A 17,116-nucleotide genomic window follows, 5' to 3' on the forward strand; every position below is an offset into this window, starting at 1 on the left:
AAGTAATTGCTAGTGTTCGTCATTGACGTGCTGCGAAATATACACCATTGACAGCGTCAAGAAAATAAACGCCTGAATCGCACCTACGAAGACGGAGTAACCCAGCCATATGAACAATGGCAGCGCGGCGAGCAAACCACCGCTTAGCAAAAAGGAAATCATGACTTCTTTTGCAAACAGGTTACCGAACAGTCGCAACGGCAACGTCAGTGGTTTAATGACAAATTCCTCAAGAATATGGATTGGATTCAAGAACGTATGCTTAAACCAACCACCCGGACTTTTGCGAATGCCCAGATAATGAGAATAGAGCAGAACGACCAATGCCAGACCAAATGTGACGCTCGGCGTAGCAGTCGGAGATTTCCACCAAACGATGTGAACTCCTTCGTTGGCCAGTTCATGTTCGACCACTGCTCTGCGCTTCTCTTCGAGCTCAGGCGTGTTGGCAATCGCCAGCATATCCATGACTGCTGGACTCACTTCGCCCTTGTGCAGCGTATTTACATTGAGGATAACACCCAGCTGGTTTCCGAAGAAAATGTAGAGAAACAGCGTGAGCCCCAACGTCATTAACATCATGACCTTTTTCGGGTCCATGTAACCTGCCCCGACGTTTTTGACAAAGTCAAAAACCCATTCAATTGCATTTTGCTTTCTACCGGGAACGCCGGTTTCCAGCTTGCGAGTCATGGCATACATGAAAATAAAGACGATTAACGCGGTAAGGACCGTCATGATCATCGTCGATACGTCAAAAACCATGTCGAATAACCGAAATCGCAAGGTATAATGATGCCCCATCTTTTCACCCCTTTCTTTGGCATATCGAGGTTGTCCGAAACTGTCTACATAGCTGTCTTCGAACATACCCTCGGAATGTACGGCTACTGCATAAAAAAGTCTACCAGCATATCTTCTATAGTAAGGAGCGGTATACCAATAGAGAGCTGAGTCCATGAACCAAAAACAAGCCAATCAGGACTCCAGACAATTGAAAGAGATGAGGAAAAAGAACAGTGAGGTACGCTGCCAAACCGGCGACGAGAAATCGTTGGATCGTCCCCGTTCCTCTCGGTCGCACACCTTCCGTCACCTGTCCGACGCGCCACACCTTGTTAAACAGGACAAGCGTATTGACCATGCCTGCGGCGATGCCGAGCAGCATCCCTTGCCAAAACAGTGCGTACGCGGGCAGTAGAGCAAGAAGGATCAGAACGATGGCCAAACCATAAAAAGCATAGCGAAATGTTTTTCGCACTGCGTTTGCAATCGGTTCCATTTCCACCTCCTAGAGGTAAGGGCGAATCAATCGATAGACACTGTACACGCCCGTTGCAAGACCCAGAAGCAATCCAATCAGCATGCACCAGGGATTTGTGGACAACAAGCGATCCACGTATCTGCCGATCAATACACCTGCCACGATGCAGATGGCAAAATCTATGCCAACCAAGCCTGCAAAACCAATTGCTCGCCAGGGACTATCAAATTTCGCCAAGTAAGGTACACCTCTCAGATAAAGAGAGGGCTTTGGTAGCCCGTTAGCCCTCATTCATATTAACGAAGATTTATTCCCTTTGTCAACGCGCATACGACTGTGTACACAAAGCGTTCACATTTGAAAAACCGTTGGTTTCATTTACAAAACGCGTGTTTTCCCCGCGCTTTGAAACCGGTTTCTTCGGATTAGTTTTCCAGGCTTTCTACGACAGTCGCCACGCCTTGGCCGCCGCCGATGCAAAGGGTAGCCAATCCATATTTTGCCCCAGATCGCTTGCCTAATTCATGTACGAGCGTTACCAGGATCCTGGCCCCGCTCGCGCCGATCGGATGGCCGAGTGCGATCGCCCCGCCGTTGACGTTCAGTTTCTCTTTGTCGATGCCCAATTCTTTGCCGACAGCCAGCGATTGGACGGCAAACGCCTCGTTGGCTTCAATCAGGTCGATTTGATCGAGAGTCAGCCCCGCTTTGGCGAGAACGCGCTGGGTAGCTGGCACCGGCCCAATTCCCATGATGCTCGGATCTACGCCGGCACTGGCATTGGCCACGATGCGAGCCAGCGGTTTTACGCCCAGCTCACGCGCTTTTTCCCCGGACATGACCAAAACCGCGGCCGCCCCGTCGTTGATGCCGGAAGCATTGCCCGCTGTGACCGTACCGTCTTTCTTAAAGGCTGGGCGGAGCTTGGCCAGCGCTTCCGCGGTCACTCCCGCACGCGGGAATTCGTCGGTCGCGAACAGTACCGGATCTCCTTTTCTCTGCGGAATCGGAACGGGGACGATCTCTTCCTGGAAGCGCCCTTCGCTGATGGCGCGCTGGGCCTTTTCCTGGCTCCAGGCGGCAAACTCATCCTGTTCCTCACGCGTCAGGCCATACCGCTCGCAGAGGTTTTCCGCCGTGATTCCCATATGATAGTCGTTGAATGCGCACCAAAGGCCGTCGCGGATCATGCTGTCGACTACTTTTTGATCGCCCATGCGATAGCCGCTGCGAGCGCCTTCCATGAGATAAGGGGCCTGGCTCATATTTTCCATGCCGCCTGCGAGTACGACCTCGGCATCCCCGGAGAGAATGGACTGTACCGCCAGATGGACCGCTTTGAGACCGGAGCCGCACACCTTGTTGATCGTCATCGCAGGAACCTCTTGCGGCAGACCCGCCTTGATCGCTGCCTGGCGGGCCGGATTCTGGCCGTGGCCCGCCTGCAGAACGTTCCCCATAATCACTTCATCTACGGCCTCTTTGGCTACTCCGGCGCGTTCCAGAGCCGCTTCGAGCACAATCGCTCCCAATTGGGTAGCGCTTACAGTTGCCAGCGTACCTTGAAAACTCCCGATGGCCGTGCGAACTGCGCTAGCAATCACGATTTCCCTTTGACTCATGACATGATTCACTCCTTGACTCTCTGATGATAGACTTTCCACCAACATACCATTCCATTTCAGGAGGGAATATTCCTGCCTGCTTGCTCACACCGACAAATAGACGTAATCATAGGTCGCCGGCACTCCATTGTCCGCAGCTTATTTCCGTTCGTACTTGCCGATCACGGCCGTGAGCAGACGGCATCGGCTTAATCCCATCCCGCGGGCGATGATGAGCGGATCATCCGCTATGTGGTCCTTTATTTGTGTAAATGGATGCCAAAGGTACTGCTTGTTTTGGTTGCCAGTTCGTCGTCGTAGTTGGAAGTGGTGGTAGCCAATTTTGCTTTTCCATCTGATCATTTGTGAATTTTTTACAACGCTGACTAACAAATAGGGTTTAGTGATTCGGTTGGGTCTTTTTTTGGCTGTTTTTGAGGTGCGGAGGGGCTTTGGTGATTGACGGGGAAATCGGAGATCGCAAAAAAAACAGGTCCATTATGGTGGGATCTGACCCAAAATGGACCTGTTGTTTATCAAGTTGTCTTGTGTTTGGTTTGGCTGTATTGTAAGTTGATGTCACGATGTAAACTCAGCCTGTCTAAATTTTTTTTATTTTTGGTTCGTATGCAGCGATAACATCTACAATTGAGTCGCCTGCCAAAATGGAGAAGTGTATAAGCGATTCTGATTCTGTAATTCCATATGATTGTTCTGATAACCATTGAATATATTTAGAATTAGTAACCTTAAAAAAGGTCCATTCTGCGTAAAACTCGGTTCCATATAGTTCATCAATCATATTTATTGCACTTTGTCTAAAACTTTCATCTGTACTCCTATAAGCATGCACGGAGTCTTCAAATATCACTTCAACCTTCTTTTTTTCGTCATTTGCGTCAGACAACAAAATTCTAAAGCCCTCGATACTATCTGATAATGACTCTACATAGTACTTTGATGACAAACCAAATACTGGTTCCCAGCGTTCCCAGTTTTCTTGCACTTTCCACACCTACCTCAGTAACGAATTTTAATTGATTTTTTGACGTCCCCTCAGCCCCTTGTACCAAACCGCTCTTACTTCCATTTGGCTCAGACGTTTGCTTAACCTTCCCCGGCGCCTTGCCCGTATGTTTGATTGAGCCCGCCACTGCCAGAGGAAATACAGCCCCCATATCAGGCAAATCTCCTCCGTCTTGCGCCGCTTTCACAGCAACATGGAAATAAGCATTCTCCATTGTTTCTTTCCGCAGTTCTTCCGGGACAAACGCAATCACCTTTGCCGCATCCTCAATATCCATGCGGTTTTCGTCTGCCCATGCTGCCACTTTTCCGCCCCAATATTCGACGCGCTCGCCATGCTCGTATGTGGGGTAGATGAACTCCTCATAGAGAGCCGGATTTTTCTCCCGATACTGTCCAATGAACCCCCAGGCAATCGCACCGTCTGGTTCCCGCAAGATCCCCTGCTCATCCCGGTACATGCCCCGGCGCTCATCTCCGTACCTGGCCTTTCGATACGAGACGGGATCCTCCATCTTGCCCAGCAAATGATAGTATTTGGATAATAGAGGTGCATCCTGCCAAAGTATGAAAAGCACTAGGAGCCTCAGGATATTATTTCCAACCCCTCCCGCCATAGCTATAGGGACTTTTTACACAAGTAAAATCCAAAAAAACCGGCTACCTCCCCGTAAGGGAAGATAGCCGGTCTCCTGTTTATCACGACTGTCTTGATCATTTATTGACGATCCGGTACAGAGCGACCACACTGACCGCGCGGGTCGTCGGCTTGTTCGGGTCAAATTTTCCGCCGACAGGATCCATCAGACCCAAGCCCACCACGTTGGCAATCGACGGGGCAGCCCAGGTCGGCCACGTCTTTTTGTCCGAGAGCGTTTTGCTCGTCGCGGCTTTTTTGTTCATCACGCGATCCAAAATGACGGCTGCTTCCGCTCTTGTCACCGGTTGGTCAGGGCGGAAGGTATTGTCCGGATAGCCTTTGACCAATCCTTTGGAAATGGCTACCTGAACAGCTCCCTGCGCGTAATCCGGAATTTTATCCTTAAATTTCAGTTTGGGGGCGGAAGGCAGCTCCCAGTTGAAGGTTCGCGCCAGCAATGTAACGTATTGCGCACGTGTAAGCGGGATCTCGGGACCAAACGTCGTCTCTGTCATCCCTTTGACGTAGCCTTTTTCAGCCATGTACGCAATTTCCTTTTTCGCCGGATGATTGACGATATCCGTAAAGGCTGCACCGCCACCGGCTCCATTCAGGTAGTACGGAATGTAGGTGCCATAGTCATTGACCTCATAGACCCACTGCCCCTCTGCGTTCATCGTGCCGACCAGCTGATCAAATGTGTGATGAACCTCGTTCACGTAGAGGAGTCCTACTCCCTTGCCGGCAATCCACTTTTTGGGCACCAGCGTGAGCTTCATCGGCGAAGTGGAGATCTGATCCTCCTGCCCTTCCTTATACGTCAGCGGTTTGATCGTAAAGGAATAGTCGGCCGGGACGTAGCCCGGAAGCGGCTGCGGTACAATCGAATTCACCTTGATCGAAGCAGTATCCAGGAATGACGCTGCTCTCTCCAGCGAGTAGTGGAGATCCAGCTCCGCTCCCAGCGACAGAGTGCCCGGTATTTCCGCAGCGACGTCGGCTCCTTTGGGGGCCGTTCCCGCAGAGGCTGGCAGGATGAGCGAGATTTCGTCAAAATGCAGCGTTCCCTTGTCTTGCTGGTGACCGTCTTCGATGCGGTCTACCACGTAAATGCTTCGCAACTGCAGCGGATAGGCGACGTTTGCCGGGAAGTATCCTTTTACCTGCTTCCACCCCGTCCAGTCGATTTCTTTGGCCAGATCGACGTAGACCGGTTTGCCGTTCGCATCGAGTACCTCCGCGCGCAGCCAATGCTTGCTGTTGTCCCCGTTTACCCAAAGTCCCAGTCCAATCGGCTTGCCCGGGATTTGCTGCGGCTGAGAGCTGATGCGGCCATACGCAATGCGCAATTGGCCTTGTGGCGCACCCGAGAAGTTGTAGACCAGTTTGGCGGATTTGCTGGTGCGGAACACCGGGTCTGCAACGGCCGTAAACGATCCGCTCGCATTGAGCGATTCCGGAATCGCGGCATGGTGCATGCCCACCTGATTGTCAAAGGTAATCCACGGCTGCTCCAGCTGACCGACGACAAACGGCACACTGGTCGCGACCCCGTCGTACACAACGGTCAGGCTGCCGCTGCCAGTCTCTTCCCCGGCGACGATCTGCAGCTGGTCATTTACCGTTGCCACATTCGCATTTACACTGGTTTGCACGCTCATCGGCGTCGCTTGTATGACTTGTCCCTTTGTTGTCTTAATTTTGACATCGAGAGGCAGCACTTGTCCCGGCGCGAGATGGATCGGATTGGGCGAAACGATGATCTGCTGCACTTCGCTGCCGGAGATGACGTGCACCTCTTTTTGCTGCGCTACGCTGCCTGCCCTGGCTGTAAAGGACAGCTGACCCGACTTGAGTGGCGTCAGCCGGTTGCCCGTAAAGGAGCCAGCATCGGGGCGGTTTACCTCCCATGAGACGGCATAAGGGTCAAGCGCGTAGGGCTGGTAGTGATTGTCATAGGCTTTCGGTGTGAATTCGGCGGTCTGCCCGATCAGCAATTCCGTCGGCCCGTGCAGCACCATTCCGGCCAACTCTCCCGGAGGAGCCGTATTGAAGACAGCCAGCCCGGTCGGCACTCTCCGCTCGGCGCCACCCTTGGGCTGCATGGCGAGGTGAGCCTGTGTCTCGCCGAGCATCCGAACAGACATGGTCGTAGAGCCCCCGCCGTCAAAGTTGACGGCCCTGTAGGAGCCCAGCTCTGCCATGATTTTCGCCAGCTCGTCCAAATACACTCCTTTGGTTCCGTCTACGACGGCCATGAACAAGGTTTTCCCGTCCTGGGTAATCCCGACGGCTGTGCGGGCATTGAGGGACGTGATGGATTTGTCGGCCTGGAACGACGTCAGCGGCCTGCCCTGATCCACCAACAGCACGTTGCCGCCGACGGCATGCGCCCATTCCTGATTGTTCGGAGTCGTCTGATATTCGACGGTGGCCGTAGATCCGACTGGAAAGTTTTGTTTCAAGAAGGCTGCAGCCGTGCCATGCCCCCACAGCACATAGCCATTGTAGGGGATGTAGAAGCCCGGCTGATTGATCCGCACTTCTTTGGCGACATTGTCAACGAATAGAACCTCCACGACATCCTTGTAGCCGGGAATGGTCCCCAGACTGGTCTGCCCGAATGACGGCGTGTACATGTTCAGCTGATTCAGGTGGCTTTTTCGTCCTTCACTGGGGTTGTACTCTTCCTTGTTGACGCCCTGAAGCGGAAAGGATTGACCGGTGGGGGCCGTTACTTTTCCCGTGAAGCCGAACTTGTCAATCAAAGCCGTCTTGTCGCTCGTAATGCCCAGGCTGTACCAATAAGAGATGAGCCCCATCGAGGAGATCAGTTCCTTGTCCTTCATTACGATCCCAAAAGGAGCTCCCCGTTTGGTCATATTGAAGAAGTCCGCATTAATCGCGGCTACTGCCCCGCTTTCCCGGGCCATCTGGGTAATGGTTTGGCGATCTGTCAGCTTCCCTTTCGTACCGTAGATCGGCTTGACCTCCACGTAGGGATTATTCAGATCGATTTTGGTGACCATGACGGTAATTTGTTGATCTGCAAATGACTTTGTATATTTATGTAAGGTGGTGCCTTCCCCAATGGGTGTCTGCCACATCAGCTGCAGTGCACTCGTTTCCGCCCGCGCCTGTGCCACATTGACCGACAGAGGGGCAAACGGAATAAAAGCTCCCCAGGCTACCGCAGCAGCCGTGAGCAGCGATACCATCTTCCGCGCTCTCATGTTGATAACTCCTCTCCCATTCCCACTCTCTGTTTTTTCTTGCTGGCGACTTAATCAATAGTAAGACGCTTGACGCCGCCTTTTGTTGCATTGATTTGGCACATTTCCAGATGGAAAAGTGAACCAATAGTCAATTTACAAAAAAAGAAAAAAAGACTTGCTTTTCAGTTTAATAATGCGTAAAATTGGAAATATCTACAAATTTACCAATTTAAGGAGAGTGTGTTTGGCGTGAAGTTCAAGGTATCCAAAGTACAAGTTCTTTTGGCAACCGCGCTTGCTTTTACCCTCATAGTCCCTCAGACAATGATAGCTGTAGGTACAGGGGAAAATCCAAGCTTCACAAAGGACATCACGAATGGTAAACAGAAAACGGTGAATAATTACATTGAAGAGCAGCGTAAGAAAAATAAAACGACGGACGGAATGACAGGCGGAATTAATATTACTTCAACAGATATCCGTTTTTTAAAACAACTAGACGGTTCAAAGGAAGACAACAAAAAGAGAGGAGAACAAAAGTATAAAGAAGCTATCTATCTCTTAGCCGACTATGCCAAAGAAAATGACCTCAAGGTAAAAATTGATCTTGATGATTTAGGTTTTCAGACTTATGTTAAACGCATGGCAACAAAGTTTGATACCTTTTCGGATGTGCAAATGAAAAAGGTAATCGAGTTTATCAAATTCATGGACTTATATGAGAACTTTAGTCAAAATGAGAAAATTAAAAAGTATAAGAGCGCGATTGAATCTGGGGAAACCTTATCACATGAGGAAGCAATCGATCTTTATAGCTTAATGCCTCTCGAAAACAATTCGACAGAATATAATGAAAGCGATATTATTAACCATGAAAGTGAAGAGGTAACAACTCTTTCAACGTATCCATACAGTAGAACAAAGGCAAAAGATTATGCATACAAATGGTATAACTCCCGCAATCCTGATTATGATTATTATGCTCGTTACAATGGTTGCGACATATACGATCCGGATTGCTGGGACAGATGGAATGACTGTACCAACTTTGTTTCTCAAGCCTTATATGCGGGTGGAATGGTAACGTGGAGAAATTGGTCTGGTGATTACAACTGGTTCTATGACGACTACCGCCCGACACATTCTTGGGGAGGCGCACATAATTTTTACAGACACTGGAGGTATCGTGCTGATCTTGCGCCAAAAGATACTGATTTAGCTGTCGGAGATGCTGTAAATGCTGATTTTAGTGGAGATGGACATATTGACCATACCGCCATTGTAACAGCACATACTTCGGCAGGAAGACCTTTGGTTACTCAACACACCGATGATAAGAAAGACTCCCCTTTATCGAGGTGGTTCGATGCCGGTTACACGGTCTATGGATGGGAGATGGATAATGCCAATTATTTCGAGCCGTAAATCAAGAGAAATTCTTACTTTATGCTGTATAATCCCTACTTTACTGCTGTCTGCTTGCTCTCAACAAAAAGCCGAGACGTTAGAGTTCATTCGAGTCGATAACTTTCCTGTTCCACAAAAAGCGGAAATGAGAAGTCCGGAAGATAAATTTTCTCTTACGATCAAAGAACAATACGATGTTGTATGGGAGAAATACACATCATATCTGGTGAAAGATGGGTGGACAGTTCGTACGGTCGATTCTCCCAAGGTTCTGCATGTGGAAAAAGATGGGCAAGCATATCTCTTGATCATTACAAAAACGAATGACGAGAACGCGACTGCTATATCAATTAAAATTTATGAATAGGAGATTACTTACTGAATAGATCAAAGCTGGGTGGCAATGGGTGCTCTGCCTACTTCACATCTGAATAAATACCGGAGATGTATTAAAATCAAACAAGAGGCGCCATCTTATGCGCCTCTTTTGCCGTTCACGAAGTTCTTTTATCCCTATATCCCGGGACGAAATCTGTCCGGCCGTTCAGGTCTTCTACCAAAATGATAGAGAATCGCCTCTACAATGCGGCGGGAGGCCTCTCCATCTCCATACGGATTGGCAGCCTGGGCCATTTCATTGTATGCTTGCGAATCTTTCAGCAAGTGGTTGGCCATCTGATAGACCTGGTCTTCCTCCGTGCCAGCCAGCTTCAGCGTGCCCGCTGCGATTCCCTCCGGACGCTCGGTCGTGTCTCGCAGCACCAATACCGGTACGCCCAGTGATGGCGCCTCTTCCTGAACACCGCCGGAATCGGTCAGGATCAGATACGCGCGCCGGGCCATATTGTGGAAATCAAGCACGTCCAGCGGTTCGATCAAATGAATGCGGTCATGGCCGCCGAGAACTTCCTGTGCGACCTCCTGTACCGCAGGATTCAGGTGAACCGGATAAACGACCGCAATCTCCGGATGCTCATCGACCAGCCGTCTGACGGCACGGAAAATACGGCGCATCGGTTCGCCCAGGTTTTCCCGGCGATGTGCCGTCATCAGCACCATCTTTTTCCCCTGCACGAGGTCGAGCACCGGGTGACGGTAGTCGTCGCGAACCGTGGTTTTCAATGCATCAATCGCGGTATTGCCCGTGATGTAGATCGCGTTCTCTGCCTTGTTTTCCAGCCGCAGATTGGTCGCGGACCCCTCTGTCGGAGAGAAGTGCAGATCGGCCATCACTCCGGTCAACTGGCGGTTCATCTCCTCCGGGAAGGGCGAATACTTGTCCCACGTGCGAAGACCGGCTTCGACGTGACCGATCGCCACCTGGTTGTAAAAGGCGGCCAGACTGGCGACAAAAGTCGTCGTCGTGTCTCCGTGCACCAGCACCATATCCGGCTTTGTTTCTTTCATCACCTGGTCGAGCTGCTCCAGTGCCCGGGTCGTGATTTGCACCAGGGTTTGGCGGTCCTTCATAATATTCAGGTCAATATCCGGCTGAATTCCAAAGATGTCGAGAACCTGATCCAGCATTTGACGGTGCTGCGCCGTGACGCATACAATCGGTTCGATGTGCTCGGGGTGCTTGTTCAACTCATGGACAAGCGGCGCCATCTTGATCGCTTCCGGACGCGTCCCGAAGACGGTCATCACTTTTAGCTTCTTCATCGGATCCCTCTCCTACTTTGTTCCAAACAGTCGGTCGCCGGCGTCGCCCAAGCCCGGCACGATATAGCCGTGATCGTTCAGGTACTCGTCAATCGCGGCTACGTAGATATCGACGTCAGGATGCTCTTCCTGCACCAGCTTGATGCCTTCCGGCGCGGCGATCAGGCACATCAGCTTCATGCTTTTGGCGCCCCGGTTTTTCAAAGCGGTAATCGCAGCAGCAGCCGATCCTCCGGTGGCCAGCATCGGGTCGATCACGATCAATTCCCGCTCGGCGATATCACTCGGCAGCTTTACGTAGTACTCCACAGGCTGGAGTGTCTCCGGATCGCGGTACAGGCCCACGTGACCGACCTTGGCTGCAGGAATGAGCTGCAAAATGCCGTCCACCATACCGAGTCCTGCGCGAAGAATCGGAATTAACCCTACTTTTTTACCGGCAATGACACGTGACGTACAGGTAGCTACCGGTGTTTCAATAGTCGTCTCCTCCAGAGGCATGTCGCGGGTGATTTCGTAAGCCATCAGCGTGGCTACTTCGTCCACCAGCTCACGGAATTCTTTGGTTCCCGTGTTTTTGTCGCGGATGAATGTTACCTTATGCTGAATCAGCGGATGATCTAACACGTTAACGCGGCTCATGTCCGTTCCTCCGTTTCCACTTGTCAATACATCCTTCTCATAATAGCGGAGGAGCAGGCCAACGTCAATTTGTGCAATCTTCATTCTTTTTTGCTGTTTCGCGGAGGAATTTTCCGTGTTACGCAGCCCTGGTGAGAAGAATCATGTTTCCCTGCTTGGCTCCGGGCTCCGCCCCCATGGATGATTGACTGTCCGCTCCGCAGCGTTTGGCGTGGGTGCGCAAAAGTCGTGTCGCTCCGAAGTGAATCAGAGTTGCGCCCCTGTTTCCCGCCAAACGCCACTCCGCTGAGCGAGGGCTCCACAGTCGCCCGCAGGGAAACATGATTCTTCTGCGAACATACTGCTTCTTCGGGCTTCTGCAATGAATGAAAAGATTGGTCTTAGCTAATGAAGCATCAGTTTTTCTAGCCGTCATCCGAGATACAGCTGAGCCCATTGTTACCGTCTTAAAATGGATGACATCATGATTCATCTTTCTTTTACCTATCATCCTAGCTTTTGCCCGCAAATGGTTGAAAAATTACTGTTCGGGAAGAAGCATGTTTCCCTGCGGTGCGACTGTGGAGCCCTCGCTCAGCGGAGGGAGATTCGCGGGATACAGGAGCGCAACCCTGGGATGACCTCGGAGCGGTGCTGCTTTTGCGTCTCCCCCGCGAAGCTCCCCGGAGCGGACAGTACACGCTCCCCAGGGGGCGGAGCCCGGAGCTAAGCAGGGAAACATGCTTCTTCTCACCACAGCTACATTCCGAGCAAAAGAACTTTGCAAGTCAGATCGATAGGCTCTCAAAAAAAAATGCAGACCTCACATTAATCATGAGGTCTGCATGCAAATATAATCCCAAGACAAATCGTTACACCGTCAATCCTTCATACATCGGGAAGCGCGCACACAGAGCGGCGACACGCTTGCGTGCCTCCTCGTGCTTCGCAGCATCTTCCGGATTTTTCAGGGTGAGCGCGATAATCGCCGCTACTTCCTTCATCGCTTCCCCGTCAAAGCCGCGGCTGGTCACCGCCGGGGTTCCCATGCGCACGCCGCTAGTGACAAACGGGCTTTCCGGATCGTACGGAATGGTGTTTTTGTTGGTCGTGATATTTACTTCGTCCAGCAGGTGCTCGGCCACTTTTCCGGTCAAGCCCAGGTTGCGCACATCCAGCAGAACCAGGTGGTTGTCCGTTCCGCCGGACACGAGCGTGAGACCTTCCGCTTGCAGCGCTTCTGCAAATGCGCGGGCATTGTCAATGATTTGCTGGGCGTATTGCTTGAACGAAGGCTCCAGCGCCTCGCCGAAGGCTACCGCTTTCGCCGCGATTACGTGCATCAGCGGGCCGCCCTGTACGCCAGGGAATACAGACTTGTCGATCGCTTTGGCGAACTCTTCTTTGCACAATATCAGACCGCCGCGAGGACCGCGCAACGTCTTGTGGGTGGTAGAGGTAACGAAGTGCGCATACGGCACCGGATTCGGATGCAGTCCGGCTGCCACCAGTCCGGCGATATGAGCCATATCCACCATGAAGTAGGCACCCACTTCGTCCGCGATTTCACGGAACTTCGCAAAATCGATCGTGCGCGGATAGGCGCTGGCTCCTGCCACGATCAGCTTGGGCTTGTGCTCCAAAGCCTTGGCGCGCACGTCTTCGTAGTTAATGCGGTGGGACTGCTCGTCCACGCCGTACTCCACAAAGTTGTAAAGCGTCCCGGAGAAGTTGACCGGGCTGCCGTGAGTCAAGTGACCGCCGTGGGACAGATTCATTCCCAGCACCGTATCGCCCGGTTGCAGAATGGTGAAGTATACCGCCATGTTCGCTTGGGCCCCGGAATGCGGCTGCACGTTTGCGTGCTCGGCTCCGAACAGCTCCTTGATGCGGTCGCGCGCGATGTTTTCTACGATATCGACATATTCACAACCGCCGTAGTAGCGGCGGCCCGGGTATCCTTCGGCATACTTGTTGGTCAGTACCGTTCCCATCGCTTCCATGACGGCACGGCTGACGAAGTTCTCCGATGCGATCAGTTCGATTTTGTCACGCTGTCTGCCCAATTCCAATTCGATTGCTTCTGCTACTTGAGAATCCTGTTTGCGCAAAAACTCTAGCATGGTTTTTCTCCTCCTGAATCTTTTCTATGATTGGTAAAAAGGAGTCCCCGCAGGGGGAACCGCCTGAACTGCCTTGCCTGACAAACGACTCATGTACAGCTCTGATTGGGCAACGTCCGCTCATACACGGCACGGGAGCCGCCAATCAGCTTGGGACGGGTGCGGGCCGCCGTGACATGGGCTTCCCCAATCATGCGGCGGGTAGGCCGCAGAGGAACGGCAACATGCTTCAGATGCATCCCGATCAAGGTGTCCCCGATGTCAATTCCCGCATGAGCCTGGATGTGTTCCACCACGACCGGATCAGCCATCTTCTCAAAAGCACAGGCTGCCATCGACCCGCCGGCGCTGGGCACCGGCACCACCGACACTTCCTCCAGTCCCCCGCGCTCCATCGTCTGTCTCTCGACCACGAGCGCTCTGTTTAAATGTTCGCAACATTGGAAAGCCAGCGAGAAACCCTGCTGCTCGGCTGCGGAAGAGATCCCGCGGAACAGCGCTTCCGCCACTTCCCGGCTGCCCGCTTTGCCGATATGCTTCCCCGCTACCTCACTGGTGCTGCAACCGATGACGAGCAATTGGCCTGGCCGAAGCTGAGCCATCGCCGCCACCTCGGTCACGACCTCTCTGGCTTGCTGTTCGATCAGAAGCAGGTCCACCTTACTTCACTCCCGCATGTTTTGTTTCGATCCCGGCGATTTTTTCCAGACGGCGTTCATGACGGCCGCCCTGGTATTCCGTCTCCAGCCAAATCTTCACGATGTCCAGTGCCAGACCAGGCCCGATGACGCGCTCACCCATGGCCAGCACATTGGAATTATTGTGCTCGCGGGTAGCCCTTGCGGAGAAGGTATCATGGACCAGCGCACAGCGGATACCCGGGATTTTATTGGCTGCAATGGACATGCCGATGCCCGTTCCGCACACCAAAATCCCCCGGTCGCACTCGCCTGCGGCCACCATTTCTGCGACGGGTTGCGCGTAGTCCGGATAGTCCACGGAGTCTTCGCAGGTGCATCCCACATCGACAACTTCCACATTCATGCTGGCGAGCAGCCCTTTGATTTCCTCTTTCAATTTGTACCCGCCGTGGTCTGAACCAATGGCCACTTTCATCGTTATCCCTCGCTTGTGCATATTCTGTTCTCATTATACCCTAGAAACCCTGCCGTAAAAAGTGAACATTTTCACTACTAAAAGCGGTATTGTTCGTCACCCGCCCTTATTCGCCGGCGGACAGCCGATTCCACAGCCTGTCCAACAGTCCGTCCAGCTCCTGAGCGCAGCGCCGATAGTCATCCACAGAGCCGCCAAACGGATCGGCGATGTCTCCCAGTCCTTCTACTCCGGCGAACTCCATCAGCGTAAATACCTTAGACTGCGCCTCGGGGAAATAACTGTTGAGCAGCGATTTGTGACTGCCCGTCATCGTCAGAATGACGTCCGCCCACTCCACCAGATCGCTGTTTACTCGCGAAGCCTGATGCTGATGCGTGATGCCGTACTCCGCCATCACCTGAACGGCTTGACTGGACGCCGGCTGTCCTTCATAGGCGGCCACTCCGGCCGACCGCACCTCCCAGCCGTTTCCCGCTGCCTGGATCCGCTCCCGCAGCAGCGCTTCCGCCATGGGACTGCGGCAGGTATTTCCCGTGCAAACAAATAAAATCCGCATTCCTGATCCCCCTCCTGAAGATGCAGCCGCTCGGTATCCTTCTTTCACCAGCGGCTTCCATCATTCAAAGGATAAATTTCAATCCAAAGCAAAGCAGTATCAATCCACCTAATACTTCGCTGTAATCCCCCAGCCATCCTCCCATGCTGCGGCCGATCATGAGGCCCACATAGGACATGACGCCGCCGATGAGGCCAAACAGGGAGACGGCCAAATAGCGGTTGATTTCCATCAGGCCAAAAGAGAAGCCGACGGTCAATGCGTCCAGACTGACGCTGAACGCAAACAACAAGAGGCCAAAGCCTTTTGTCTGCAGCACGCTTTTGTCATCATCACCGGCAAACCCGTTCCAGATCATATGTATGCCAATTCCCATCAACACCGTTCCGCCAACAAAGACGGCGATATCTCCTATCATGTCGGACAAGTAACCCCCGACAGCGATTCCCAGCAAGGGCATCGCGATATGGAACAGACCGATGGTCACACTCACCTTTACGATTTCCCTCAATCGGATGCCGACCATTCCCACCCCTACTCCGAGAGAGAAGGCATCCATGCTAAGTGCAAAAGCGATGATCAGCAGGGTCAAAAATTGGCCCCAGTGAAATAAGGCAAGGTCCACGTCGCTCCCCTCCTGTCTTCACATTTATGCGGACAAGAGGGCGATTAGACATGCTACACAGACAAAATTCGGCCGCCCGACGCTTTTTCCAGGCGGTTCATCACGGCCATGCCAATCCCGCTGCGCGGAAACGTAGGGCCGACGATAAATTGCACATGGTCTTCATCAAATTGGCGCAGGACGCCGTACAATTGCTGGGCCACCTGGCCGAGCTCCGCTCCCGAACCGACCGACAACACGACATCAGCCTCGGGCTGCCGCTCCCAGTAGGAAAGCGATTCCTCGGTAGCGATCACGCCGGTCTTGCGGCCTTGCCGCTTGGCTTCCGCGAGCATGATCCGCATCTGTTCTTTCACCTGGGAGTCCTCCCCCTGGATCAGCCACATTTCACCTTCGGGCGCATAGTGGGCGTACTTCATGCCAGGAGAGCGGGGCGTTTCCGCAGCGTCAACCAGAAAAGCCGGGTCCAGCCGCACTTCTCCGACCACCGCTTCCAACTGCTCCCGGGTGATTCCGCCCGGCCTGCAAATCAAGGGAGGATCCACGGTCACATCCAACACGGTCGATTCCACTCCGACACCGGTAGCGCCGCCGTCAATCACACCGGCGATCCTGCCGGACAGATCGGTCAGGACGTGCTGGGCCGTAGTCGGGCTCGGCCTGCCCGAACGGTTGGCACTAGGGGCCGCCACGGGCACCCCCGCCTGTTTGATCAGGGCCAGTGCGATCGGGTGATCCGGCATTCGCACCCCGACCGTATCCAAGCCTGCCGTAACCAGCGATGCCACCTTGTCTGTTTTGGGCAGAATGAGCGTCAGCGGTCCCGGCCAAAAGGCCTCTATCAACGGGGTTGCCTTTTCCGGCAGGGAGGCGACGATCTCACGCAACTGTTCTTTTTCCGCGATGTGGACAATAAGAGGATTATCACTCGGCCTTCCTTTTGCAATGAATATTTTTCCCACAGCCTCGTCAGACAATGCATTGGCGCCCAGTCCGTAGACCGTTTCCGTGGGAAAGGCAACCGTTTCCCCGTCACGCAAAAAACGGGCGGCATCCACAATCTGTGTACAGCTTTGCAGATTTTCCACATTTTTATCCACAATCCATTCCTTCGTATCCCATTCCCAATCCATCTGCAAAATTCCTTTCTACTGCGCATCTTGCAACATTTTGTGCCTTTAGTATAGTGTCGCGGGGAAAAGTTTTCAACAGCCTGTGGGTAACTTGTGAATAACTTTGCATTCTGTCTCGCAG

Annotated in this window: 17 protein-coding genes; 2 read left to right on the forward strand and 15 right to left on the reverse strand. The window is 52.6% G+C overall.

The window, feature by feature from the left end:
- Positions 1–9: 9 nt before the first annotated feature.
- The 7 genes from atpB to JD108_RS20750 all read right to left on the reverse strand — a co-directional run bounded on the left by atpB (position 10) and on the right by JD108_RS20750 (position 7,767).
- Entirely contained in the window at positions 10–804 is a 795-nt protein-coding gene (gene atpB, locus JD108_RS20720) for a F0F1 ATP synthase subunit A (protein ID WP_198827802.1), read from the reverse strand.
- A 115-nt stretch (positions 805–919) separates the two neighbouring features.
- Positions 920–1,282: a hypothetical protein gene (locus JD108_RS20725; RefSeq protein ID WP_198827803.1), complete on the reverse strand. Its 363-nt coding sequence runs from the start codon at positions 1,280–1,282 to the stop codon at positions 920–922.
- A 9-nt stretch (positions 1,283–1,291) separates the two neighbouring features.
- Positions 1,292–1,501, reverse strand: a complete 210-nt coding sequence (locus JD108_RS20730) for an AtpZ/AtpI family protein (RefSeq protein ID WP_228728234.1) — start codon at positions 1,499–1,501, stop codon at positions 1,292–1,294.
- Positions 1,502–1,689: 188 nt separating this feature from the next.
- Positions 1,690–2,886 carry an acetyl-CoA C-acetyltransferase gene (locus tag JD108_RS20735; protein ID WP_198827805.1) on the reverse strand — a complete coding sequence of 399 codons (1,197 nt, stop codon included), beginning with the start codon at positions 2,884–2,886 and terminating at the stop codon, positions 1,690–1,692.
- 583 nt (positions 2,887–3,469) lie between these two features.
- A complete protein-coding gene (locus tag JD108_RS20740) occupies positions 3,470–3,874 on the reverse strand; it encodes a hypothetical protein (protein WP_198827806.1) in 405 nt (134 codons plus the stop codon).
- The gene (locus JD108_RS20745) at positions 3,798–4,355 is read right to left on the reverse strand and encodes a hypothetical protein (protein WP_198827807.1); all 558 of its coding nucleotides are present in this window, start codon (positions 4,353–4,355) and stop codon (positions 3,798–3,800) included. Before JD108_RS20745 ends, JD108_RS20740 begins: the two co-directional genes overlap by 77 nt.
- A gap of 253 nt (positions 4,356–4,608) precedes the next feature.
- Entirely contained in the window at positions 4,609–7,767 is a 3,159-nt protein-coding gene (locus JD108_RS20750) for a phosphodiester glycosidase family protein (RefSeq protein WP_198827808.1), read from the reverse strand.
- A 231-nt stretch (positions 7,768–7,998) separates the two neighbouring features.
- On the opposite strand from JD108_RS20750, the gene JD108_RS20755 reads away from it, so the two are divergent.
- On the forward strand, positions 7,999–9,174 hold the full coding sequence (locus JD108_RS20755) for an amidase domain-containing protein (protein WP_198827809.1): 1,176 nt from the start codon (positions 7,999–8,001) through the stop codon (positions 9,172–9,174).
- Entirely contained in the window at positions 9,152–9,523 is a 372-nt protein-coding gene (locus JD108_RS20760) for a hypothetical protein (protein WP_198827810.1), read from the forward strand. Before JD108_RS20755 ends, JD108_RS20760 begins: the two co-directional genes overlap by 23 nt.
- Positions 9,524–9,669: 146 nt before the next feature.
- Here JD108_RS20760 and wecB read toward each other — a convergent pair whose 3' ends face one another.
- The 8 genes from wecB to JD108_RS20800 form a co-directional block, all read right to left on the reverse strand.
- Complete coding sequence (wecB, locus tag JD108_RS20765; RefSeq protein ID WP_198827811.1) at positions 9,670–10,818, reverse strand: non-hydrolyzing UDP-N-acetylglucosamine 2-epimerase; 1,149 nt, start codon at positions 10,816–10,818, stop codon at positions 9,670–9,672.
- A 12-nt stretch (positions 10,819–10,830) separates the two neighbouring features.
- Positions 10,831–11,460 carry a uracil phosphoribosyltransferase gene (gene upp / locus JD108_RS20770; protein WP_198827812.1) on the reverse strand — a complete coding sequence of 210 codons (630 nt, stop codon included), beginning with the start codon at positions 11,458–11,460 and terminating at the stop codon, positions 10,831–10,833.
- An 851-nt stretch (positions 11,461–12,311) separates the two neighbouring features.
- Positions 12,312–13,562: a serine hydroxymethyltransferase gene (locus tag JD108_RS20775; protein ID WP_198827813.1), complete on the reverse strand. Its 1,251-nt coding sequence runs from the start codon at positions 13,560–13,562 to the stop codon at positions 12,312–12,314.
- An 89-nt stretch (positions 13,563–13,651) separates the two neighbouring features.
- Positions 13,652–14,221, reverse strand: a complete 570-nt coding sequence (locus JD108_RS20780; protein WP_198827814.1) for a TIGR01440 family protein — start codon at positions 14,219–14,221, stop codon at positions 13,652–13,654.
- Between the two features lies 1 nt (position 14,222).
- Complete coding sequence (gene rpiB, locus JD108_RS20785; RefSeq protein ID WP_198827815.1) at positions 14,223–14,678, reverse strand: ribose 5-phosphate isomerase B; 456 nt, start codon at positions 14,676–14,678, stop codon at positions 14,223–14,225.
- Between the two features lie 106 nt (positions 14,679–14,784).
- A complete protein-coding gene (locus tag JD108_RS20790; protein WP_198827816.1) occupies positions 14,785–15,237 on the reverse strand; it encodes a low molecular weight protein arginine phosphatase in 453 nt (150 codons plus the stop codon).
- A gap of 64 nt (positions 15,238–15,301) precedes the next feature.
- A complete protein-coding gene (locus JD108_RS20795) occupies positions 15,302–15,862 on the reverse strand; it encodes a manganese efflux pump MntP (protein ID WP_198827817.1) in 561 nt (186 codons plus the stop codon).
- 53 nt (positions 15,863–15,915) lie between these two features.
- Complete coding sequence (locus tag JD108_RS20800; protein ID WP_198827818.1) at positions 15,916–16,995, reverse strand: L-threonylcarbamoyladenylate synthase; 1,080 nt, start codon at positions 16,993–16,995, stop codon at positions 15,916–15,918.
- Positions 16,996–17,116: the final 121 nt, after the last annotated feature.

It is taken from the genome of Brevibacillus composti (assembly GCF_016406105.1).
Taxonomy (GTDB): Bacteria; Bacillota; Bacilli; order Brevibacillales; family Brevibacillaceae; genus Brevibacillus; species Brevibacillus composti.